This is a genomic window from Microbispora sp. NBRC 16548, from assembly GCF_030268985.1.
Classification (GTDB): Bacteria; Actinomycetota; Actinomycetes; order Streptosporangiales; family Streptosporangiaceae; genus Microbispora; species Microbispora catharanthi.
In genome coordinates this window covers 579,111-602,293 of record NZ_BSSF01000003.1, presented here as the reverse complement: position 1 = coordinate 602,293, position 23,183 = coordinate 579,111, and the positions used below count along the sequence as shown (strand labels likewise).

18 protein-coding genes are annotated in these 23,183 nt (G+C 73.0%); 7 read left to right on the top strand and 11 right to left on the bottom strand.

Annotation, left to right across the window (positions count from 1 at the left end; genetic code table 11):
* Positions 1 to 20 precede the first annotated feature (20 nt).
* Complete coding sequence (locus QSK36_RS10605) at positions 21 to 899, bottom strand: sulfotransferase family protein (protein ID WP_285782243.1); 879 nt, start codon at positions 897 to 899, stop codon at positions 21 to 23.
* Positions 900 to 930: 31 nt separating this feature from the next.
* Here QSK36_RS10605 and QSK36_RS10600 point away from each other — a divergent pair, with 31 nt between their 5' ends.
* Both QSK36_RS10600 and QSK36_RS10595 read left to right on the top strand, forming a co-directional pair.
* On the top strand, positions 931 to 1,893 hold the full coding sequence (locus QSK36_RS10600; RefSeq protein WP_285782242.1) for a S66 peptidase family protein: 963 nt from the start codon (positions 931 to 933) through the stop codon (positions 1,891 to 1,893).
* 43 nt (positions 1,894 to 1,936) lie between these two features.
* A complete protein-coding gene (locus QSK36_RS10595) occupies positions 1,937 to 2,842 on the top strand; it encodes a hypothetical protein (protein WP_285782241.1) in 906 nt (301 codons plus the stop codon).
* 71 nt (positions 2,843 to 2,913) lie between these two features.
* On the opposite strand, the gene QSK36_RS10590 is transcribed toward QSK36_RS10595, so the two are convergent.
* The 3 genes from QSK36_RS10590 to yczE are packed head-to-tail and all read right to left on the bottom strand — an operon-like array spanning position 2,914 to position 7,204.
* Positions 2,914 to 4,686 carry a glycoside hydrolase family 15 protein gene (locus QSK36_RS10590; protein ID WP_285782240.1) on the bottom strand — a complete coding sequence of 591 codons (1,773 nt, stop codon included), beginning with the start codon at positions 4,684 to 4,686 and terminating at the stop codon, positions 2,914 to 2,916.
* A 51-nt stretch (positions 4,687 to 4,737) separates the two neighbouring features.
* Positions 4,738 to 6,534 carry a glycoside hydrolase family 15 protein gene (locus tag QSK36_RS10585; RefSeq protein WP_285782239.1) on the bottom strand — a complete coding sequence of 599 codons (1,797 nt, stop codon included), beginning with the start codon at positions 6,532 to 6,534 and terminating at the stop codon, positions 4,738 to 4,740.
* Positions 6,535 to 6,565: 31 nt separating this feature from the next.
* Positions 6,566 to 7,204, bottom strand: coding sequence for a membrane protein YczE (gene yczE / locus QSK36_RS10580; protein WP_183537396.1), 639 nt, complete (start codon positions 7,202 to 7,204; stop codon positions 6,566 to 6,568).
* A 64-nt stretch (positions 7,205 to 7,268) separates the two neighbouring features.
* Between yczE and yczR the strand changes: the two genes are divergently transcribed.
* Entirely contained in the window at positions 7,269 to 8,714 is a 1,446-nt protein-coding gene (gene yczR / locus QSK36_RS10575; protein WP_285782238.1) for a MocR-like transcription factor YczR, read from the top strand.
* A gap of 57 nt (positions 8,715 to 8,771) precedes the next feature.
* On the opposite strand, the gene QSK36_RS10570 is transcribed toward yczR, so the two are convergent.
* Complete coding sequence (locus QSK36_RS10570) at positions 8,772 to 10,277, bottom strand: peptide MFS transporter (RefSeq protein ID WP_285782237.1); 1,506 nt, start codon at positions 10,275 to 10,277, stop codon at positions 8,772 to 8,774.
* A 371-nt stretch (positions 10,278 to 10,648) separates the two neighbouring features.
* Here QSK36_RS10570 and QSK36_RS10565 point away from each other — a divergent pair, with 371 nt between their 5' ends.
* The 4 genes from QSK36_RS10565 to QSK36_RS10550 all read left to right on the top strand — a co-directional run bounded on the left by QSK36_RS10565 (position 10,649) and on the right by QSK36_RS10550 (position 15,432).
* Entirely contained in the window at positions 10,649 to 12,490 is a 1,842-nt protein-coding gene (locus QSK36_RS10565; RefSeq protein WP_183537399.1) for an AMP-dependent synthetase/ligase, read from the top strand.
* Between the two features lie 107 nt (positions 12,491 to 12,597).
* Positions 12,598 to 13,494 carry a hypothetical protein gene (locus QSK36_RS10560; protein ID WP_285782236.1) on the top strand — a complete coding sequence of 299 codons (897 nt, stop codon included), beginning with the start codon at positions 12,598 to 12,600 and terminating at the stop codon, positions 13,492 to 13,494.
* 170 nt (positions 13,495 to 13,664) lie between these two features.
* On the top strand, positions 13,665 to 14,585 hold the full coding sequence (locus QSK36_RS10555; protein WP_285782235.1) for a hypothetical protein: 921 nt from the start codon (positions 13,665 to 13,667) through the stop codon (positions 14,583 to 14,585).
* 190 nt (positions 14,586 to 14,775) lie between these two features.
* Positions 14,776 to 15,432, top strand: a complete 657-nt coding sequence (locus QSK36_RS10550; RefSeq protein ID WP_142559420.1) for a response regulator transcription factor — start codon at positions 14,776 to 14,778, stop codon at positions 15,430 to 15,432.
* On the opposite strand, the gene QSK36_RS10545 is transcribed toward QSK36_RS10550, so the two are convergent.
* The 6 genes from QSK36_RS10545 to QSK36_RS10520 form a co-directional block, all read right to left on the bottom strand.
* Complete coding sequence (locus QSK36_RS10545; RefSeq protein WP_285782234.1) at positions 15,334 to 17,142, bottom strand: ATP-binding cassette domain-containing protein; 1,809 nt, start codon at positions 17,140 to 17,142, stop codon at positions 15,334 to 15,336. The genes QSK36_RS10550 and QSK36_RS10545 overlap by 99 nt on opposite strands.
* Complete coding sequence (locus QSK36_RS10540; protein WP_285782233.1) at positions 17,139 to 18,890, bottom strand: ABC transporter ATP-binding protein; 1,752 nt, start codon at positions 18,888 to 18,890, stop codon at positions 17,139 to 17,141. The genes QSK36_RS10545 and QSK36_RS10540 overlap by 4 nt, the downstream gene beginning before the upstream one ends.
* 126 nt (positions 18,891 to 19,016) lie before the next feature.
* Positions 19,017 to 19,148, bottom strand: a complete 132-nt coding sequence (locus tag QSK36_RS10535; RefSeq protein WP_183537405.1) for a SapB/AmfS family lanthipeptide — start codon at positions 19,146 to 19,148, stop codon at positions 19,017 to 19,019.
* 70 nt (positions 19,149 to 19,218) lie between these two features.
* On the bottom strand, positions 19,219 to 19,347 hold the full coding sequence (locus QSK36_RS10530; RefSeq protein WP_139573084.1) for a SapB/AmfS family lanthipeptide: 129 nt from the start codon (positions 19,345 to 19,347) through the stop codon (positions 19,219 to 19,221).
* Positions 19,348 to 19,354: 7 nt separating this feature from the next.
* Positions 19,355 to 21,982 carry a class III lanthionine synthetase LanKC gene (gene lanKC / locus QSK36_RS10525; protein WP_285782232.1) on the bottom strand — a complete coding sequence of 876 codons (2,628 nt, stop codon included), beginning with the start codon at positions 21,980 to 21,982 and terminating at the stop codon, positions 19,355 to 19,357.
* Between the two features lie 376 nt (positions 21,983 to 22,358).
* Positions 22,359 to 23,081 (bottom strand): sensor histidine kinase, encoded by a 723-nt coding sequence (locus QSK36_RS10520; RefSeq protein WP_285782231.1) that lies wholly within the window; start codon positions 23,079 to 23,081, stop codon positions 22,359 to 22,361.
* Positions 23,082 to 23,183 lie beyond the last annotated feature (102 nt).

The following is a 23,183-nucleotide window of genomic DNA, read 5'->3' as shown; positions in this document are numbered from 1 at the left end:
CGAGACCCCTGAGACACGGTTCAGCGGTAGCCGAGGCGGGCGAGCTCCTCCCTGGCCACCTTCTCCACCAGTTCGGCGTCCTCGGCCGACAGCCGCCTGCGCCAGCCTCCCGGCCGGGGGATCGTCGTGCCGTACAACGCGATCGTGGAGATCTTGGCCTCCAGGAAGGACGACACCGCGTCGATCGCCTCTCCGGGCGAGGCCACCATGTCCTCGTACCGCAGGGTGAGCAGGTGCTCGCCGGGCAGTTCGCGGCGCAGGGCGGCGCTCAGCCGTACGGCGCCGCGCCAGCGCAGGGCGCACTTGCCCGCGGGCGGCATCCCGGCCCAGCGCTCGCGGTGCTCGGCCGAGCGCACGCCGAGGAACGGGTTGGGAAACTCCGCGTCCTCGCTCAGCATGTGGGGCTTGACCCAGGTCATGCAGGCGGGGTCGGCGAGCATGTCGGCGACGACGTCGCGGCCGTCGCGGATGATCTGGATGAGCCGGGCGTCGGGGAACGCCCGCAGCAGCACCGGCGCGCTGTAGAGCAGGTCGGGGCTGGCGTCGCCGAACCGGGACAGCGTGCCCGGCCCGACGCACGGCCCCGCGCCGACGATGCCGCCCGCCTCCCGGCAGGTGGTCGTGCACTCCGCGCACGCCGCCGGGACCACCTGCCACGCCTCCGCCAGCACGTCGCGCAGCACCTGCGGGGCGCCGCCGCTGCGGGCGATCGACGGTCTCCTGGCGAAGGCGTAGACGACCCGGGCCACCGGGCCCCTGCCCATGGTCACGTGGAAACCGGGCGAGCGCTTGAGGGCGCGGCCCAGCAGGTCCGCGCCGGAGTGCGGCGCCGCGACAACGAACACCGGACGACGGACCTTGACACCGTTGACCACGAGGATGTGCGTCGGAGGTCGCATAGATACCGCTAAGTCTGACACCCTTTGAAGGGTGAGCGAGCGCTTCCGCGGCGGGGCGGGCGGTGACGCCTCTGTAACGGTCCCGAGCCTGCCCCGGCGGCTGCGGCCCGGCGACACCGTCGCGCTGGTCGCGCCGGCCGGCCCCGTCGATCCCGTACGGCTCGAGCGCGGCACCGAGGTCCTGGCCGGGCTCGGGCTGCGGGTCGTGCACGGGGCGTCGATCCTCGCACGGGAGGGCTACCTGGCCGGGCCGGACGCCGCACGGGCGGCCGACCTCCAGGACGCGTGGTGCGATCCCGAAGTGGCGGCGGTCATCTGCGCCAGGGGCGGCTACGGCACCACCCGGCTGCTCGGGCTGCTCGACTGGGACGCCATGGCGGCGGCCGGTCCGAAGATCCTGCTCGGATCGAGCGACATCACCGCGCTGCACCGGGCCTTCGCCGACCGGCTGGGCCTGGCGACGCTGTTCGGGCCGATGCCGGCGTGCGCGACGATCAGCGACCCGGAGGGGCCCGAGCCGGCCACCTTCGCCCACCTGCGCGAGGCCCTGTTCGAGGGCGGCACGCCCGCGCCGGTCACGGGCGACCGGGTGATCGTGCCGGGCCGGGCCGAGGGCCGGCTCACCGGGGGCAACCTCGCCCTGCTGGCCGCCCTCTGCGGCACGCCGTACGCGCTGCGCGCGCGGGGCCGTATCGTGCTGCTTGAGGACGTCACCGAGGAGCCGTACCGGATCGACCGCATGGTGACGCAACTGCTGCAGGCCGGGTGTCTCGACGGCGCGGCGGGCATCGTGCTGGGATCGTGGGTGGACTGCGGCGACCCGCTGCCCGTGCTGACGGAACTCCTGGCCCCGCTGGGCGTCCCGGCCGTCGCGGGCCTGCCCGTCGGCCACGGCGCACCACAGATGTCGATGTGGTTGGAGACGAATGTGGCTATTGTGACCGAATCGTGCTCTGTCGCGGGCACCTTCCGCGACTCTGACGCGGCAACCTGAGACGCGCCCGGATGCGCCCGGGCCGTGGCGAAGGGATGGTGCGTTGGGACTCTTGCGGCGACTGCTCAGCCGGACGCGGCCGGATCATCCCGCCCCGAGAGCCGTCGAGGACGTCGATCTCGACTCCCTGCTGGCCCTGGTCGCCGAGACCATGGGCTACACCTGCGCGTTCGCGGCCGACGGCACGTCGCTGACGCTGACCTCGCCCGAGCGTGAGCGGGTGGTGAACCTCGTCGGCCTGCGCCGGGAGGCCGGTCGCCGCGCCCGCGAGGACTGGCCGATGCTGGTCTCCGAGCATCTGGCCCACGCGGTGTCGGGCGAGCCGTTCGACGCCTGCAACCTCACGCCCATCAAGCCGCTGCTGCGCACGCGGGTCCACGCCGCCGACGACCCGGCCTTCCCCGATCCCTCCCGGATCATCGGCCGCCACCTCAGCGCCGACCTGATCGAGGTGCTGACCGTCGGCGCCCGTCCGGTGCGCCCGGAGGAGGCGTTCTGCTGGCCCATCCCGCCGGCCGAGGCGCTCGACGTGGCGATCGGCAACGCCCTGACCGACGAGCGGCCCACCGTGTCGCGGCTCGACCTCGCCGGGACCGAGGTCTCGCTGCTGACCGCGCCCAGCGCGGCGGCCCACCTGCGCCGCCTGACGGCGTACATGGACGTGCCCGAGGACGGCATGCTCGCCGTGCTGCCGCACCGGGGCATGGTCGCGGTGCACCCGGTGGCCGGCATCGGCGTGGTCCGCGCGATCGAGCGCCTGCGCATCTTCGCTCACCGGGAGCACGCCGGCCGGGCCGACGGGCTCAGCCCCCACGTGTACTGGTGGCGCCGGGGCAAGCTGACCCGCATCCAGGCCGACCTCATCAGCCACGACGGGCAGACCCGGCTGGTCGTCGCGCCGCCGCCGGAGTTCGCGCGGCTCCTCGCCCGCATCGCCGGCCAGTCGTAACCCCCGCCCCGGGCACGGGGCGGGGGCAACTAACGGTCGCCCGGATTCCGCGAGTGCGCCAGGAGCCCCGGCTACCGCCGCTCGGCGTGGCGGGCCAGGGCCTGGGCCGTGCGGATCAGGTGGATGTGGGTGAACGCCTGGGGGAAGTTGCCGAGTTGGCGGCCTGTTTTGGGGTCGTATTCCTCGGCGAGGAGGCCGACGTCGTTTGATAGGGCGACGAGGCGTTCGAACAGTTCGACGGCGTCGTCGTGGCGGCCGGTCATCGCTCTGGCTTCGGCGAGCCAGAAGCTGCAGGCGAGGAAGGCGCCTTCGCCGCCGGGGAGGCCGTCGACGGGGTTGTCTTCCGCCACGGGGTAGCGCAGGACGAAGCCGTCGGTCATGAGTTCGCGTTCGATGGCTTCGATGGTGCCGGTGACGCGGGGGTCGTCGGGGGGCAGGAAGCCGACGATGGGGATCTGCAGGAGGGCGGCGTCCAGCTCGCGGGAGCCGTAGGACTGGGTGAAGGTGTTGCGTTCGGGGTCGTAGCCCTTGTCGCAGACCTCGGCGTGGATGCGGTCGCGCAGGGCACGCCAGCGCTCCACGTCGCCGCGCCGGCCCAGCTCCTCGATGACGCGGACCATGCGGTCGGCCGCGACCCAGGCCATGACCTTGGAGTGGACGAAGTGGCGGCGGGGGCCGCGCACCTCCCACAGTCCCTCGTCGGGCTGGTCCCAGTTGTGCTCGAAGAACTCCATGACCTTCGTGACCAGGGCCCAGGCGTGGTCGTCCGGCGCCATGCCCTGCTTGCGCGCCTGGTAGAGGGCGTCGACGAACTCCCCGTAGATGTCGAGCTGGAGCTGGGAGGCCGCGCCGTTGCCGATCCGCACGGGCGCCGAGTTCTCGTAGCCCGACAACCAGTCGAGGGTCATCTCCGGCAGGCGGCGTTCGCCGGCCACGCCGTAAAGGACCTGGACGTCCTCGGGGCGCCCCGCGATGGCGCGCAGCAGCCAGGAACGCCAGGCGGCGGCCTCCTCGACGTAACCGGCACCGGTCAGCGCGTCGAGCGTCATGGAGGCGTCGCGCAGCCAGCAGTAGCGGTAGTCCCAGTTGCGCACCCCGCCCAGGTGCTCGGGCAGCGACGTGGTCGGCGCGGCCACGATGCCGCCGGTCGGGCTGTAGGTCAGCGCCTTGAGCGTGATCAGCGAGCGGACCACGGCCTCGCGCCAGGGACCCCGGTGACCGCATCGCGAGACCCACTCCTCCCACAGGAGCCGGGTCTCGGCCAGCTGCTCCAGCGGGTCGATCCGCTCCGGCTCCGGCTGGTGGGACGGGTGCCAGGTGAACACGAACGGCACCCGCTGCCCGGCGGCGACCGTGAACGTCGCCTCGTGCCGGTAGTCGCCGCCCCGCAGCGGGACGGCGGAGTGGATCCAGACCGAGTCGGGGCCGCCGATGGCGTGCAGGTGCCCGTTCCTTCGGCGCACCCAGGGGACGATGCGGCCGTAGTCGAAGCGGATGCGGATCTCCGTCGTCATCTCCACGGTGCCGGACAGGCCCTCGACGATCCGTACGAGATCGGGGTTGGCGTGCCGGGGCGGCATGAAGTCGATGACCTTGACCGCGCCCGTGGGCGTCTCCCAGACGGTCTCGAGGATGAGCGTGTCCTCGACGTACGCGCGGCGCGTGGCCTGCTCGTGTCCCGTGGGGGCCAGGCGCCAGAAGCCGTTGGACTCGTCGCCGAGCAGCCGGGTGAAGCAGGAGGGGGAGTCGAACCGCGGCAGGCACAGCCAGTCGATCGAGCCGTCCCGGCCGACGAGGGCGGCCGACTGCATGTCGCCCACCAGGGCGTAGTCCTCGATCCGCATGCCCGTCACGCTACCGGGCGCAGACCGTCCTCTCACCCGCGAGCGTGGCTGTCAGATGCTCATCGCCTTCGCCGTGCCGGCGCCGCGTACCTCTCGGCTCAGCGCCTGGGCCGTGTGGATCAGGTGGATGTGGCTGAAGGCCTGGGGGAAGTTGCCGAGTTGGCGGCCTGTTTTGGGGTCGTATTCCTCGGCGAGGAGGCCGACGTCGTTTGATAGGGCGACGAGGCGTTCGAACAGTTCGACGGCGTCGTCGTGGCGGCCGGTCATCGCTCTGGCTTCGGCGAGCCAGAAGCTGCAGGCGAGGAAGGCGCCTTCGCCGCCGGGGAGGCCGTCGACGGGGTTGTCTTCCGCCACGGGGTAGCGCAGGACGAAGCCGTCGGTCATGAGTTCGCGTTCGATGGCTTCGATGGTGCCGGTGACGCGGGGGTCGTCGGGGGGCAGGAAGCCGACGATGGGGATCTGCAGGAGGGCGGCGTCCAGCTCGCGGGAGCCGTAGGACTGGGTGAAGGTGTTGCGTTCTGGGTCGTAGCCCTTGTCGCAGACCTCCGCGTGGATGCGGTCGCGCAGGGCGCACCACCGGTCGAACGGCCCGGTACGGCCCAGCTCCGCGGCCCCCCGGGTCATGCGGTCCATGGCGAGCCACGACATGATCTTGGAGTGGACGAAGTGACGGCGGGGGCCGCGCACCTCCCACAGTCCCTCGTCGGGCCGGTCCCAGTTGTGTTCGAGGAACTCGGCCCCTTTCATCAGCAGCGACCAGGTGTAGTCGTCGGGCGGCATGCCCTTTTTGCGTGCCTTGTAGAGGGCGTTGACCACCTGACCGTAGACGTCGAGCTGGAACTGGCCGGCGGCGCCGTTGCCGATGCGGACGGGGCGTGAGCCCTCGTACCCGGACAGCCAGTCGAGGGTCATCTCCGGCAGGCGGCGTTCGCCGGCCACGCCGTACATGATCTGGTGGTCCTCGGGGCGGCCCGCGATGGCGCGCAGCAGCCACACGCGCCAGGCCTCCGCCTCCTCGACGTACCCCGCCCGCAGGAGCGCGTCGAGCGTCATCGCGGCGTCGCGCAGCCAGCAGTAGCGGTAGTCCCAGTTGCGCACCCCGCCCAGGTGCTCGGGCAGCGACGTGGTCGGCGCCGCGACGATCCCGCCGGTGGGGCTGTAGGTCAGCGCCTTGAGCGTGATCAGCGAGCGGACGACCGCGTCCCGCCAGGGGCCCCGGTAGCCGCAACGGGCGGCCCAGTCCCGCCACGCCTGAACGGTCAGGCCGAGCTCGGCGAGGGGGTCGATGGCCTGGGGCTGCGGCTGGTGGGAGGGGTGCCAGGTGAACACGAACGGCAGCCGCTGCCCGGCGGCGACCGTGAACGTCGCCTCGTGCCGGTAGTCGCCGCCCCGCAGCGGGACGGGCGAGTGGATCCAGACCGAGTCGGGGCCGCCGACGGCGTGCAGATGGCCGCCCGCCCGGCGTGCCCACGGCACGATCCGGCCGTAGTCGAAGCGGATGCGGATCTCCGTCGTCATCTCGACGACCCCGGACAGGCCCTCCACCACCCGGACCAGGTCCGGGTTACCGGAGCGAACCGGCATGAAGTCGACCACCCTGGCCGTCCCGGTGGAGGTCTCCCAATCGGTCGCGAGCACCAGCGAGTCCTCGACGTACGCGCGGCGCGTGGCCTGCTCGCGTCCCGCGGCGGCCAGCCGCCAGAAGCCGTTGGACTCGTCGCCGAGCAGCCGGGTGAAGCAGGAGGGGGAGTCGAACCGCGGCAGGCACAGCCAGTCGATCGAGCCGTCCCGGCCGACGAGGGCGGCCGACTGCGTGTCCCCGATCAGGGCGTAGTCCTCGATCCGCATGCTGCTCACCTACCCGCGAGCGCTCGCCTCATCATGCCGGCTTCGTGCCCGGTGGCCGGGCGGTGTCCCCCGTGGGAGCCCACAGCTTCATGAAGACCTGCGTCACCGGGCCGATCGTCAGGGCGAACACCACCGTGCCGATCCCGACCGTGCCGCCGAGCAGCCAGCCCACGGCGAGCACGGTGATCTCGACGACCGTGCGGGCGAGCCGGATGGACAGCCCGAGCCGGTTGAGGCCCGTCATCAGGCCGTCGCGCGGCCCCGGACCGAAGCCCGCGTGGATGTAGAGCCCCGAGGCGGCGGCGATGGCGACGATGCCGCCCAGGAGGAAGGCCCACTGGACCGGCCAGGCCGCGGGCGCGGGGACCAGCGCCATCACCCCGTCGGCGCTGGTGCCGACCACCAGGACGTTGCTGATCGTGCCGAGGCCGGGCCGTTGCCGCAGCGGGATCCACAGGAGCAGCACCAGCGCGCCCACCAGGTTGATGCACAGGCCGATCGACCACCCGGTGCGCACCGACATCCCCTGGTGGAAGACCTCCCACGGATCGAGGCCCAGCCCGGACCTGACGAGCAGGGCGATCCCGGTGCCGTACAGCGCCAGGCCGGTGTAGAGGCGGATGAGCCGCAGCGGGAGCGAACGGGGGCGGGGGAGGGAGAGTTCGGTCATAGTCGGCCCATCGTGCAGGCAGGCGGGGTTGCAGGAAAAGGGCCAATCAGAGAAATTGGCCTTTATGGACCGGTACCTCAGCGCTCCCCAGCTCGCCAGGCTCGTCCGGAGCGGCACACGAAAAGGCACGGGAGACACGCCGGACGTCCGGCCCTACTACCGGGCGCTCGCGGAGGCCGTACGCGGCCTCGTTCTGGACGGGAGGCTCGCGGTCGGGGTGCGCCTGCCGGCCGAGCGGCACCTGGCGGAGGCCCTCGGTGTGAGCCGCACCACCGTGACCGCCGCGTACGACCGGCTGCGCGAGCAGGGCTACCTGGAGAGCAGGCAGGGATCCGGCAGCCGCGTGGCCCTGCCCGACCCGGGCGCGCTCGGCACCGACAACCCGTGGCTGGCGTCCGACGACGACGGGCTGCTGCCGCTGCACGCGGCCGCGCCTCCGGCGAGCGCCCTGCTCGGCGAGGCCATCGAGGAGGTGGGCCGGGCCTACCACAGGTACGCGCTGGGCATGGGCTACCACCCGGCCGGGCTCGCGCCGCTGCGCGAGGCGATCGCCCGCAGGTACGGCGAGCGGGGGCTGCCCACGCGTCCCGAGCAGATCCTCGTCACGGCCGGGGCCCAGCACGCCGTCCACCTGCTGATGGCGGCGTTCGCCGGGCGGGGCGACCCGGTGCTGGTCGAGTCGCCGACCTACCCGCACGCGATCGACGCGGTCCGGATGCGGGAAGCCCGTCTGGTGCCGGTCGGCGTGCAGGAGGACGGCTGGCACCTCGACCTGGTGAGCTGTGCGATGCGCCAGTCGGCGGCCCGTCTCGCCTACGTCATCCCCGACTTCCACAACCCGACCGGCCACCTGATGGCCGACGCCGCCCGCGCCGAACTGGTGGAGGCGGCCCGCCGGTACGGCGTCACGCTGATCGCCGACGAGAGCTGGGCGGAGATCGTGCTGGACGAGACGGCGCGTGCGGCGCCGCTGGCCGCGTTCGACACCGACGGCCGGGTGATCAGCGTGGGCTCGGCCTCGAAGCTGTGGTGGGGCGGCCTGCGGGTCGGCTGGATCCGGGCGAGCGCCGCGACCGTCCGCCGCCTGGCCGTGCTGCGGGCCGCCGTGGACATCGCGGGCGCCGTCTTCGAGCAGCTCGTGGTCGCGCGCCTGTTCGAGCGGATCGAGGAGGTGCGCGCCGAGCGCCGCCGTGCGCTCGGCGCGTCCTGCGCGGCGCTCGCCGCGGTCCTGCGCGAGGAGCTGCCCGGCTGGGCGTTCACGGCGCCGCGCGGCGGCGGCTCGCTGTGGGTGCGGCTCGACGGGCCGGTGGCGAGCTCGGTCGCCGAGGCCGCCGCCGCCCGTGGCGTAAGGCTGGCTCCGGGCCCGTGGTTCGGCGTGGACGGCACGCTGGAGCGCTACCTGCGGCTGCCGTTCACCCAGCCGCCGGCCGTGATGGAGGAGGCGGTGCGCCGCATCGCCCGCGACCCCGCCCGTTATCGCCCGTGCGAGCCGCTCACGCCGACCCTGTGAGCGCTGGGTTCGGCCCTGTCTCCGTTCGGCCCTGTCTCCGTTCGGCCCTGTCTCCGTTCAGCTGGGCGTGGGCACGGGCGGCATGTGGTGCTCGGCCATCAGCGTGCGGAGCCTGCGGACGAACAGCAGCATGACGAGCCCCGCCGCGATCGCGGCGAGCGCGAGGGCGAGGTAGTACAGGGGCATCGGCACGACCTTGGTCAGCCGGTAGGCCTGGCCGCCGACGGAGTCGCCGAGGGCCATGGAGAGGAACCACAGGCCCATGAGCTGGTTCTCGAACGCCCGGGGAGCGAGCTTGTTGGTGACCGACAGCCCGGCCGGGCTGAGGAACAGCTCGCCGACGGTCTGGATCAGGTAGACCGACAGCAGCCACATGATCGAGACCTTCACTCCGCCGGAGGCGACGCCGGCCGCGACCGACATGACGACGAAGCTCAGCCCGACGATCACCAGGCCGATCGCGAACTTGAGAGGCGTGCTGATCCGGGTGCCCGCCTTGAGGAACATCTCCGCGAAGAGGGGGGCGACGATGATGATCGCGAGCGAGTTGACGTTGCCCACCCAGCCCGGGGGGATCGTGAAACCGAGCACGTTCAGGTCGGTGTCGTTCTTCGCGAACAGCAGCAGGGCGCTGCCGGCCTGGTCGTAGACGAGCCAGAAGATCGCGGCGGCCAGGAACAGCCACACGTACGCGAACAGCCCGGTCCGCTCCTCCTCGGTGACCTCGCGCGAGGAGAACAGGAAGGCGAAGTACGCGACCGGCACGGCCGCCGTCACGACCGTGAGCACGAGGGCGAAGCGGTCCACGGTGAGCGTGCCGCTGAGCGCCCACAGGGCCAGCGCGCCCGCGCCGACGGCGAGCGAGACGCCCGCGACGACCTTGAAGCGCCTCTCCTCGTCCGGCGTCAGGCGGTGGTCCGGCTCCTCGCCGGCGCCGCACAGGGTGGCCCGGCCCCGGACGTACTGCGTCAGGCCGATGGCCATGCCGAGCGCCGCCGCGCCGAAGGCGAGGTGCCAGCGGCCGCCCGTCTGGAGCCAGGGCACGATCATGATGCCGAGGAAGGCGCCCAGGTTGATCCCCATGTAGAAGATCGTGTAGCCGGAGTCGCGCCGGGCGTCGTCCTCGTGCCGGTACAGCTCGCCCACCAGCGCCGACATGTTCGGCTTGAGCAGCCCGCTGCCCAGCGCGATCAGCACGAGGCCGAGCCAGACGAACCCGCCGCCCATGGGCATCGCCATGCTGACATGGCCGCCCATGATGACCAGGGCGCCGCACAGCACGGTCCTGCGCGCCCCGAGCAGCCGGTCGGCGAGCCAGCCGCCCGCGAGGGCGAGCAGGTAGACCGAGGCGATGTAGACGCCGTAGATGCCGACCGCGGTCGTCTCGGGCAGGCCCATGCCGCCGCGCGTGGCGGGCGCGGTCAGGAACAGCACGAGGACGGCGCGCATGCCGTAGTAGCTGAAGCGCTCCCACATCTCCGTGCCGAACAGCGTGGCCAGTCCCCGTGGATGGCCGAAGAACGTCCGCTCGCCCATCGGCGGACCCGATCTTCCGGATGCCATGCGATCCCCCCGATCACGCACCATCCCGTGTACCTTACCTGGCTTTATATCCCCTTTGTCCGAATATGTTGGCGGCGCGAAGATCGAGCGGGGCGAGTCGCGACTGGAAGCGGTCGCGTGGCACAGTGGGCTGGGCACCGCTGCCGATCTGCGTGCGCTGATGCGCCGAAAGACCGGGCTCACTCCTGTGGAGTACCGGCGCCGATTCGGCCCGGGGACAGACCAGGGACCGCACTCGTCGCCCTGGAACCGCTCGGGCGGCGGGGTTCTCACCCGCTCGCCCGCGTCCGCTCACCGCCGGGGTCTTGTCCGTGGCGATCTCGTGTGGTGCGATGCATGCCACGCGTGCGATATGCCCGTTGGGAGGCGCGATGACCGGCGTACTTGAGGAACGGGCCGCGATCGAGCGGGAGATCGCGGGCAGGACGGTGTGCGAGCAGCTCAGGTGGGCCGCGCAGGAGCATCCGGACTCGCCGGCCTACTCCGACCCGGCCGGCGACGGCTGGACGACCCTGACCTACGCCGAGGCGCGGAGGAGGGTGCTGCAGATCGCCGCGGGCTACGCCGCGCTCGGCCTGCGGCCGGGCGACGCCGTCGCGCTGATGCTGGTGAACCGCAGCGAGCACGTGCTGGCCGACCTCGGGGCCGTCCACGCGGGCGCCGTCCCCTGCTCGATCTACGCGACCTTCGCCCCCGAGCAGGTCGCGTACGTCGCCCGCGACGTCGGGGCGCGGATCGCGGTGCTCGGCGGCCCGGCCGACCTGGCCCGCTGGGAGCCGGTCCTCGGCGAGCTGCCCGCGCTCACGAGGATCGTCATGCTGGAGGGCGCCCCAGAAGGCGACGAGCGCTTCCTGAGCTGGGAGGCGTTCCTGAAGCTCGGCGCCGACGCGCTGGCCGCCGACCCCGCCGCGGTGGACGCGCGCTGGCGCGCGGTGACCCCGCAGGACACGCTGGCCGTCCTCTACACCTCGGGCACGACGGGCAACCCCAAGGGCGTCCCGCTGACGCACGCGAACGTGCTGTTCGAGATCGTCACGACCCAGCGGATGATCCGCCTGCCCACGCACGGCACGCAGATCTCCTACCTCACCTACGCCCACATCGCCGAGCGGGTGCTCAGCCTGTACCTGCCGCTGGTCAAGGTCAACCACGTCTACTTCTGCACGGACATGGCGAACCTCGGCGCCACGCTCGGCCAGGTGCGCCCCGTGCTGTTCTTCGGCGTCCCCCGCGTCTGGGAGAAGATGACGGCCCGGCTGCAGGCGCTGCTGGCCACCCAGCCGCCCGAGCAGCAGGAGAGCGTGCGCGCCGCGATGGCCGCCGGGCTCGCGTACGTCGAGGGGCTGCAGCACGGCCACACGGTGACGCCCGAGGTGCGCGAGGCGTACGAGCGGGCCGACGCCGCGCTGCTGTCGGTCGTCCGCGGCCTGATCGGGCTCGACCAGGCCCGCTGGTGCGCGACAGCCGCCGCGCCGATGCCGGTCGAGGTGCAGCGGTTCTTCGCCGGCCTCGGCCTGAAGGTCATCGACGTGTACGGCATGACCGAGACGACCGGCGCCTTCACCGTCAACTCGCCGGACGTCTTCAAGCTGGGCACGGTGGGCCGGGCCGAGCCGGGCGTGGAGGTGCGGATCGCCGAGGACGGCGAGATCCTCACCCGCAGCCCGCTCAACACCCGCGGCTACCTCGGCCTGCCCGAGGCGACCGCCGAGCTCCTCGACGACGACGGCTGGCTGCACACCGGCGACGTGGGGTCGATCGACGAGGACGGCTTCGTCCGCATCGTCGACCGCAAGAAGGAGCTGTTCATCACCTCCGGCGGGGAGAACGTCTCCCCGGCCGCCATCGAGGGTCACCTGAAGGAGCATCCGCTCATCGGGCAGGCCCTCGCGTACGGCGACCGCCGGCCCTACCCGGTGGCGATCCTCACTCTGGACGCCGAGGTGGCGCCCGAGTGGGCGCGGGCGCGCGGCATCGCCTTCGGCTCCCTTGCCGACCTGGCCGCGCATCCGGACGTGCTGAAGGAGGTCGGGGCGGCGGTCGAGTCCGCCAACCGCAAGCTCGCCCGGGTGCAGCAGGTCAAACGGTGGCGGCTGCTGCCCGTCGAGTGGACGGCCGAGACCGCCGAGCTCACCCCCAGCCTGAAGCTCAAGCGCCGGGTCGTCCACGCCAGGTACGCCGAGGTGATCGAGGAGCTGTACACGACCGGCTGATCACGAGGCGGGTTCTCCCCGGCCGAATTTTTACGAGCCGAATCTTTACCGGGCCGGGAGTGTGTCGGGGGCGGGGCGGCCCGCGGGCGTGCGTACGGTCACGGGGCATGATGAGACCTCTGCTCGCGACGCTGGTCCTCGCGACCGCGACGACGGCGGCGGCCGCGCCGGCCCCCGCCTCCGGTGACCTGGCCATCCGCTCGGTCGAGGTGCGCCCGTCCGACCCCGTGGTCGGCCCGAGCGGGTCGGTGCGGCTGGTCGTCGACGTGGTGGCGCGCGGCGCGGACCGCGTCTCCGTCGTCCTGGAACCCGGCCGCGCCCCCTCGGGAGGCGACGAGCCCGGAGGGGAGCCCGGGAAGGAGCCCGAGCCGGCCGCGACCCCCTCGCCGCCGTCCGGCGACGCCGTGCCGGTGCCGCCCGGCTCCCCGGACCCCGTGGTCTCGCCGGGCACCGCCGTACCCCCGGCTGTGCCCCTGCCGGGCCTGGGCGGGCTGGCGTCCGCCGCGATGCCCGGCATGGTGGGCGCGTCGCGGACCGGCCGGCCGGTCCGCCGGATCTCGTCGGGGGAGTGGGAGACCTGGCGGTTCCTCCCGGACAAGCCGCTGTCGCGGTGGTACCCGAGCGGTCCGTGGACGGTCACCGCGACCGCGGTGAACGCGCGGGGCGAGCGGGCCGTCGCCCGGGTGGGGTTCAACCTGCGCCGGGCGACCGAGATCGAGGGGCTCAAGGTGGTGCGCGACGGAGACGGCGTGCGCGTCACCGGGACGCTGCTGCGGGTGGACCCGGTCGGGAAGGTCGACTACCGGCCCTTCGCCGGGCAGCGGGTCAGGATCTGCTTCCGCCCCGCGGGGTCGTCCCGCTGGAAGACCGTCGGGGAGGCGGTCACCCGCAGGGACGGCTGGTTCACCGCCCGGGTCCGTGCGGACGGCGAGGGCGCGTGGCGTGCCGAATATGCAGGTACGTCCCGGTACGCCGCCGATGCCAGCCCGCAACGAGAAGCATAAAAAGGCCGTCAGTGCCTCAAAAAGGCATAAAATAGACATAAAGGGACAGTTATCATTTTGTTATCTCTTTAATGAATGAGTGAGGCAACTTTTCTCTCCCTTGTGACGTCTATGACGTAGGTGCGTCCCAAACCGGGGGCGCTTTCCTGAACGGGGAGAGGAACACCCTCATGGTGAAACGAGCTGCTACCACCCTGGTAGCGGTCGCCATGGGCGCCTCGGCGCTCGCGACTGCGCCCGCGTACGCGGACACCGTCGCGCCTACGTCGTCGCCCACGCCGAGCCCCACCGCTGGGGAGAACTTCCACAAGCCGTACACGCCCGACCCGCGCATCGTGTCGGTCGACGTCGACCCCGACGTGGTCGTGGTGAGCAGGGGCCGGTCCGCCCAGGTCACCGCCCGGGTCACCACCAAGGACGTCCAGAGCGTGGACATCGACCTGTGGGGTCCGAGGGACCACGGCGACCACGGCGGCGACCACTGGTTCGGCAAGCGGCGGGGCGGCCACGACGACGGTCCGAAGTTCGACCGCGCCTCGCGCTCGTGGAGCTTCGACTGGAGCGACCGGGCGGGCACCTATCGGGTGCACGTCGAGGCCATCGGGCTCGACGGCAAGAAGTACACCGAGGACCGCTCCTTCACGGTGAAGCGCAGGGAGTGGCACGCGCCGCGCCCGTCGGGCCCGAAGGCGACCCGCATCGCCGGCTTCGACGCCACGCCCGAGCCGGTCCGCAAGGGCCGCTCGCTGACCCTCAAGGGCACGCTGCAGGTCGCCCAGTGCTGGGGTGACTGGTACTACGACGACTGGGACAACTTCTCCGGCCGTCGCGGCGGCGACCGCTACTGCTTCGACAGCCGCGACTACTGGAACGACTGGCACTGGCTGGGCTCGCAGGACGTGGAGGTCTACTTCCAGCCCTCGGGCTCCCCGAGGTGGCAGTACGTGGACACGATCGAGACCGACGGCGACGGCGACTTCGCCACCAGCGTCCGGGCCTGGCGGTCCGGCACCTGGGCCGTGCGGTTCGACGGCAACCGCCGGCTCAAGGGTTCCGAGGCGACCGACTACGTGAAGGTCTGGCGCCACTAGAAGACCCGACCGCGACGCCCGGCTCCCGTGAAGGGGTCGGGCGTCCGGCTTTTCTCTGACGCGGTTCCTGATTAAAGGTGACAGTTCGGGTAGAGAGGTCACGGCATGCGCGCGGAACCTTCATAGTGAGTGAAGCGCCGCGGTCACCAACGGCGAGCATCCGCTCGCACCGCGTGTAGGGGGGTCTGGTTTGATCCGACTGATGCTCGCCGAGGACATGCACCTCATCCGCAAGGCGCTGGTCGCTCTGTTGTCGAGCGAGGACGACCTCGAGGTGGTGGCCGAGGCGGACAAGGGCGAGGACATCGTCCGGCTCGGCTGCCTGCGGCGCCCCGACGTCGCGGTGCTCGACATCGGGATGCCCGGTGTCGACGGCCTCACCGCGGCGGCCGAGCTGCACCGCCGATTACCCTCCTGCAGGACCGTCGTCCTCACCGGGCTCGGAACGCCCATGGCGCTGCGCAAGGCGCTGGACGCCAACGTGCGCGGCTTCGTCGTGAAGGACGCCTCGCCGGGCCACCTCGTGGACTGCATCCGCCGGGTGGCGAAGGGGGAGCGGGTCATCGACCCCGAGCTCGCGGTGGCCGCGCTCGACGCCGACAGCAACCCGCTGACCGCCCGCGAGCTCGACGTCCTGGAGACCGCGGCCGGCGGCGCCACCGTCGGCGAGATCGCCGACCGCCTGTCGCTGTCGCGGGGCACGGTCCGCAACTACCTGTCCCGCATCCTCACCAAGGTCGGCGCCCGCTCACGCGTCGAGGCGATCCAGATCGCCTCCGAGTGCGGCTGGCTGTGGCCCGCGGCCGGCCGCGACATCGGCATCCTGCGCTACCGCTCCCGCCGCTAGCCTCCCCGGGCCCTCCCAGTGACCCACCAGGTCGGCGTACAGCGGTGAGGAGGTCACCATCTCCTCGTGCGTGCCGAGCAGGACGCGGGTGCCGTCCATGACCAGCACCCGCCGGGCCCGCAGGGCCGAGGAGATCCGGTGCGCCACGACGATCACCGTGCCCCCGCGCGCCGCGAAGGCCGCCTCCGCCCGCGCCTCCGCCGCGGGGTCGAGATGGCAGGTCGCCTCGTCGAGCACGACCAGCCGGGCGGGGGACAGGTAGGTCCTGGCCAGCGCGACGAGCTGCCGCTCGCCCGCGGACAACTCGGCCGGGTCGAGCGGGCCGCCCGCGGTGCGCTGCGCGAGCTCCGCCAGCCCGAACGCCGCCACCGCCTCGTCCACCCGCTCGGGAGGCGTCCCCGGCGCGAGGTACGTCAGGTTCTCCGCCAGGGTGCCGGGGAAGACGTACGCCTCCTGGGGGATCAGCGCGCGGGCGGCCGGGTGGACCCGCGCGGCCGGGACGCCGCCGACGAGGACCTCGCCCTCGTCCGGGGTCAGCAGGCCGGCGACGAGCGCGGCCAGCGTGGACTTGCCGATTCCGCTCGGGCCGACGACGGCCAGGTGGTCGCCCTCGGGCACGTCGAGGTCCAGGCCGTCGATCACCGGCTCGGGGGCCTTCTGCCCGGAGGCGCCGTAGGCGAAGCGCACCCCGCGCAGCTCCAGGCGTACCCCGCCGGGCTCCCTGTCACCGTGCGGCATGGGCGGGCCGGGCGCGTGCAGGATGCGCTCCAGCGTGACGGCCAGGCGGACGCCGCTGACGCCGAGGCCCTGGACCAGGCCGCCGAGCGCGGGGGAGAGCGACTGCATCACGTAGGTCAGCGAACCGAGGATCACCCCGCCGGTGACCCCCTGGCGCACCAACCAGGGCGCGCCCGCGAGCAGGAGCACGACCGGCAGCCACGCTCCCACCGCCAGCGACAGCGTCCGCGACGCCGTCACCCGGGCCAGCGCCCGCGCGGCCCTCGCCTGCCGGGAGACCTCCCGCCCGACGCTCGCCGCGACGCGCGCCTCGCCGCCGCAGGCGGTCACGTCCCGCAGGCCGCTCGCCATCGCCGCCACCGCGGCCGCCGTACGCTCGTCGGCGACGATGAACTCGCGCTGACGCCGGGCCAGGGCGGGCAGGGATGCCAGGAACAGGCCGAGCCCCAGGGCCACCGGCGCCAGCACGAGCGGGACGACCTCCGGGGCAAGGGTCGTGAGCCCCACCGCCACGCCCGCCACCGTGAACACGAAGGTCCTGACCACCGTGATGATCGCGCCGAAGGCGTCCCTGGCCAGCTCGACCTGGTGGTTCATCCGGGCGACCGCCGCGCTGTCGCCGCCCCGACCGGCCCGCAGCGCCCCTGTCACCACGCGCTCCAGCAGGTCGTCGCGGAACGGCTCGACGATCCCGGCGATGAGCAGCAGCACCTGCCGGGCGGCCACCGCGGCCACCGCCCACGCGGCGGCGAGCACACCCAGCCACATCAGGCCGGCGCCGGGCCGCCCCGCGGCGAAGCCGTCGTCCACGGCCCGCGCGATCGCGTACCCGCCGGTCAGAGCGGGCAGGGCCTCCGCCACCGACCAGCAGGCCAGCCACAGCAGCCGGGAGGGTTCGCGCCGCAGGGCGCCCACGACCACCTGCCCGGCGGCCGCTCCCGGCCGCCCTCCTGCGGGCGCGCGGCGCCTCATGAGGCCTCCTCGGCCCGGAAGACCGCGCGGTAACCGGGATCGCCCCACAGCCGCTCGTGCGTGCCGGTCGCGCGGACCCGCCCGTTCTCCAGCCACACGACCTGGTCGGCCTGCGCCGCCGTCGTCACGCGATGGGCCACCACCAGGCGGGTGCGGTCGGACAGGCTCCCGGCGAGCGCCCGCCCGACCTGCCGCTCGGTCACCGTGTCCAGGCTCGACATGGCGTCGTCCAGGATCAGCAGCCGGCCGGCCTGGGCGAACGCGCGGGCCAGGCCGACCCGCTGGATCTCGCCCCCGGACATCGGCGCCTCGCCGACCGGGGTGGCGTACCCGAGCGGCAGCCGCCGGATGAAGGCGTCGGCGCGGGCGGCGGTCGCGGCCGCCCGCGCCGCGTCTCCGCTCCGCTCACCGGCGTCGTCCCCTGCGCCGTTCACTGTGGCGAGGCCGAAGGCGACGGCCTCGCCCAGCGTCTCGCCGAACAGCGCGGGCCGCTCGAACGCGTATCCGACCGCGCGGCGCAGCGGCTCCCGGCCGATCTCGCGCAGGGGCACGCCGTCCAGCAGGACCGCCCCGCGTTCGGGATCGACGAGCCGGCCGGCGACGGCGGCCAGCGACGACTTGCCCGCGCCCGAGCGGCCCACCACCGCCGTGCACGTGCCGCCGGGCACGACCAGACTGACACCGCTCAGCAGCCGCACGCCGTCGGCCCGCACGGTCACGTCGCGCAGTTCCAGGGTGCCCGAGCCCGGCGGCAGCGGCCGGTCCCCGTACGCCGGGGGCGGCACGGCGAACAGCTGCTCCAGCCGCCGGGCGGCCGACCGGGCGCGGGCGATGCGGGCCGCGTACCCGAGCGCCGACCCCAGGCCCGCCCCGAGCACGACGTAGCGTGCGGCGGCGAGCAGTTCCCCGACGGTGAGGCCGCCGGCCGACAGGCGCAGCCCGCCGACGGCGAGCACGGCGATCTCCAGAAGCGGGACGACGACGGCGGCCTGGACGCCGGCCCGCGCCTGCAGGCGCCACAGCGCCAGGCCGTGGGCGCGCAGGCGGGGGAGCGGCGCGAGCACGCGCGCGGCCTCGCGGTCCTCGGTTCCGGCCGCGGTGATGGTGCGGGCCCCGGCGAGCGCGCCCACCAGCATGGCCGCGATCTCCCCCTGGGCCTGCTGGTAGCCGCCGGAGGCCGCCGTGGTCCTGCGCATGAACGCGCGCAGCACGGCCACGATCAGGAGCAGACCGGCCACGAGCGTGACCGCGAGCCATGGGTCGATCAGCGCGAGGGCGACGACACTGCCGGCCGCCGGAACGATCAGCGTGGCGGCGGTGACCACCGCCTCGGGGGTCCGTCCGGCCTCCTCGACGTTCACCCCGGCGCGGGTGACGATCTCGCCCGGTGTGAAGTGGCGGGTCATGCCGGCGCCGACGGACAGGGTGTGGGCCACCACCCGGGAGCGCAGCCACCGCGCGGCCCGCGCCCCGCTCACCCCGGCCGCGAGCACGCCCAGCGCGTCGCACGCGACGACCAGCGCGACCAGCAGCGCGGCGGTCGTGAGCGGGCCGGTGAGCCCGAACCCGGCCTCGGCCCCGGCCCGCGCCTGGGTCCGTACCACGGCGTCGACGGCGCGGCCGAGCGCCGCCGGGAGCAGCAGGTCGGCCGCGGCGCCCAGCAGCGCCGTCGCCGCCAGCGCCGCGAGCCACGGGCCGCCGCGCCGTACGGCCCGCGCGATCAGCAGGTCCGCCGGACGAGAGCTCACCGGGTCCTCCAGAGGTGAAAGGCCGGACAGGACGGGGGACGGGGACGGCTCCCGCGGCCGGCCGGGGCCGGAAACGCGGAAGCCTGGGCGGCCGCGACGACCGCCCAGGACTCCCTCAGCGTGCTATCAGCCGCAGATCAGGCTGAGGCTGCTGTTCTCGTGCGGGGTGCAGCCCAGCAGGCTCAGGTTGCTGCCGCCGCCACCGCCGCCGCCGTGGCCGCCGGGAAGCTCGAGGTTCTGCAGGTCGAGAAGCGCCATCTGGATCAGCTCCTTGTATGGGTTCCATCAGCCGGGGATGCGGCCGAAGTTCGTGTTCACCGGAGGGTCGTCAGCCGCAGACGATGCTGAGGCTGCTGTTCTCGTGCGGGGTGCACCCGAGCAGGCTCAGGTTGCTGCCGCCGTCGCCACCGCCGTGGCCACCGGGGGCCTCGAGGGTCTGCAGGTCGAGAAGCGCCATTGTGCGTTCACCTCCTTCCGGGGCTGGTCGGGACGTTCGACCCGGCGGCGGTGCGCAGGGGCCCCTGCGCCTGGGACCGTCCGGGGGGCTCGAGGAACGGGAGGTGGACCGGCTCGTCGTGCAGCGCGGTGCCGAGCGCGAGCAGCACGCCGGCGCTCCCGGTGGAGAGATCCATGGACAGGCGGAGCAACTGGGCTCCGGGGAATGCCAGCCCGCCCTGGTAGGGAAGCTCGTGCCAGGCCAGCCGGGCGATCTGCGCCGCGGCGGCCTCCGGGTCGGGGGGGGAGCCGGACGACAGGCAGGCGATCATGCCGGCCCGGCCCGCGAACAGCCCCGACTGGACGTAGTAGTGCAGGGTCGCGACCGGCCGGATGGCGGCCAGCGACTCGGCGAAGGTCTCGTCGTGCCGGTGGGTCAGGTAGCGGTCCAGCACCAGGCCGACGCCGGCCGACCCCTCGTCGAGGTAGGGGTTGGTCCGCCAGCCCTGCTGCACCTGGAGCTGACCGTCCTCGCGGCCGACGCACCGGCGCAGGTCCTGCCGCAGCGCGGTGGCCGCGAGGTCGAGCAGCCCGGGGTCGCCGGTGCGCTCGTAGGCGTGCAGGAACATCAGGGCGGGTCCCGACGAGCCGTACATCAGCCCCGCGTGCGGGTACTTCCCGCCGCTGATCTCGGGCACGTCGTCCGGGCCGCCGAGCCGGTCGGCCACCACCGCCACGACACGCGCGGCTCGCTCGCGGAACTCCGGCTCGCCGGTCGCATCGTGCAGGTGCATCAGGGCGAGGGCGATGCCGGACAGGCCGCGGTAGAGGCTCAGGTCCAGCCCCTCAGGCAGCTCCCGCGCGCATCGCCGCGCCACGTCGAGCGCCTCCTCGCGGCGGCCGAGGGCCTCCAGAGCGTACGCCACCCCGTGGAGGCCGTTGTAGAAGCCGGGCCCGATGCCGGGTCTGGCGGCCTGCCTGATCAGCCACTCCTCGTGCTCGGGGAAGCGCCCCGCCCCGGTCGCCGCCAGCGCGTACAGGACGCCGGCCGCGCCGTTGGCGAGGCTCACCCCGCCGCCGGGCTCGAACTGGACGATGTCGCCGGGGAACAGCCGGTCCTCGCGGTCCGGTGTCGCCGAGGCGAGGATCGCCTTCGCCAGGGCCTCGCGGACGGCGGGCCACCCCTCGGTGAGCCGGCCCGGCCGGGGGAGCCGGCTCGGCTCCGGCGCGGGCGGATCCTGGCCGAGGATCGTCCGTACGGCTCCCTCGATCAGCGCGGGGGGCACGGGGAACGTCTCGACGATCAGCCGGCCGAGCTGGGCGGCCTTGGGCCGGTGGAGCTGCAGCAGCATGGTGGTCATCGGGGCGAACACACCCAGGTGCAGGCAGGCCAGCGCGTATTCGTCGGCCTCGACGCCGGCCAGCTCGCGCGGCGGCACGAAGCCGGGATTGGCGAGCGTGGGCCGTCTGCGCTCCTTGACGGGCGAGGAGACCTCGAAGTCGATCAGGACCACGCGGTCGCCGTCCACGCCGCCTTCCACCAGGATGTTGAAGGGGTGCAGGTCGCCGAACACCACGCCGCGCTCGTGCAGCGCCGAGACCGCGGCCCGCACCTTGGCGAGCATCCCGATGGCCCACTCGGCGTAGTCCTCGTCCAGCTCGGGAGTGCGGTCGGCCCGCGTGAGGGGGTGCTTCTGGGCGATGAGCTGGCTGAGCGAGGTGCCGTCGACGTACTCCTGCACCAGGAAGTGGTGCTCGCCGACGGTGAAGTAGTCGCGCAGCGCCGGCACGACGTCGAGCCCGGCCAGGCGCTCCATGATCGCGGCCTCGTGCCGCAGGCGGGTGACGGCGTCGCGTCCCTCGACGTCGAGTCCGGCATGCGGGCGGGCCTCCTTGAGCACCACCTTCTCCCCGGTGCGCCTGTCGCGCCCCAGGTAGACGCCGCCGCCGTTGGAGAAGTGAAGGACGCTGTCCACCGCGTACGGCACGCCTTCGAACGTCACCGCGTTGCGCGCGGCCAGGTGTGGTTCGAGGAACGCCGGCAGGGTCACCCAGGAGGGCAGGGCGAACGCCGGACCGCGCACATCGGGGACGAGGTTGCCGTCGGCGTCCTCGATCGCCAGCACCCGCTCGCCGTTGTCGTCGAGGCAGTGGCGCTCGGCGAACCCGCCGTACCGGACGAACAGGGGTCCTTCGCCGTAACGCAGGTCGCTGAGGATGTACGGGCCGTCGACGCCGTCGAGGATCTCGGCGAGCTCCTTGAGCGTCAGCTCCAGCTGAGCCTCGTCCACGGGATAGATGGTGACCAGCTTGCCGCTCGACCCGCGGAAGGCGTACTTGGAGTTCTGCATCGTCATCACGCGCCGGCCGCGAAGGAACTTGAACGCCAGCCCGCGGGGCACGCAGTAGTCCCAGGCCGCCGCGATCACCCGCTCCGCCTCCGGCACGGAGGAGGAGATGTGGATCTTCCAGCCCTGAGTGGGCAGGGTCGCGCCGGCCGGCGCGTAGTGCAGCCAGGTCTCGCTCTCGGCGTGCGCCCACCCGTCGGGCGTGGGCCGGGCGGCGATGGCGAAGTCGGGATGCTCCGCGCGCTTGGTGTCGAGGGTGTCGTAGAACAAGGGATCTGCGAGGCAGTAAATCTCGTACTTACTAATCACCAGATGTCCCCTTAGGCCGGTCACATCAAAGAATTCCGGAAATAAAGAGAAGGGCCAAGTTACGCCCGTCAACTGCGCTATGTGAAATCTGCACATAACGAACCGTGACGCAGTCATGGGTCGACGGTGATGCTTTTCACGGTCGTCTCCGGGATGCCGCGTGGACTATTCGGTCAAGGGGCTGGTCAAACGCGCCATGCCGCTGTGCGGGGCCTTGTGTGGGGCGGCGAGCGGGTGGGGGCCGGGGGCCCGGGGGCCCGGGCGGTGCGCGAGGCGCACACGCCCGGCCGGCGGTCGCTCAGAAATGCGGAGGGCGCGGAGGCCCGTGCATCGCGCCTTGGACGCCGGGCCGCCCGGCGGGTGAGCACGGCCGGCGTCAGCGGCGGTCCCCGGCCCTGCGGGGGATCTCGGCGATGAGGCGGAACCAGCCGTCCGGGTCGAGGACCGTTCCCACGACGCCGTCGAGCGCCGCCGCCCGGTTGCGGAGGTTGTCAAGCCCGGTGCCGTCGCCGGGTGGCACGGAGGGGTCGACGCCGTCGTTGGCGACGGTGAGCGTCGCCATGCCGCCACGCACGACGATCTCGATCGTGCACAGGGTCGCCCTGCTGTGGCGCAGGACGTTGGTCACCGCCTCCCGCACCATGATCGCGAGCACCGCGCTCACCTCGTCGCCCAGCTCCGCCTCGGTCGCCTCGACCTTGCAGTCGGTTCCGTACGCGCGGAGCACGGCCCGCGCGTTGGCCAGTTCCGAGGCGAGCGAGACGTCCCGGAAGGAGCGGGTCACGTTGCGGATGTCGGCGGACGCCTGGCGGATCGACTGCACCACGTCGGCCAGCGCCGGTCGCAGGGGGCTGTCGTCGTCCGCGAGCCGGTAGGCGAGTTCGCTGCGCAGGGTGGCCAGCCACAGGCGGCTGCTCACGAGGTCGTGCACGTCGCGGCCGAACTGCTCGCGGGCTTCGGCCGCCGCCTGCCGCACGGCCTCGGCCTGCATGACGCGCAGCCGGCGCAGGCGCACCGCGAGGACGACCAGCGCGGCGATCAGGAGCGTACCGAGCAGGGCTAGCGGTGCGAGCACGGCGATGTGCGGCAAGTAGGGCAAGTGACGACCCTCCAGTCATCCTCGCCGTAACATCGGCCTCGCCATTCGGTACACACGCTAGATCTTTGCATACCGGTCACGAAATATGGCTACTTCATTCAT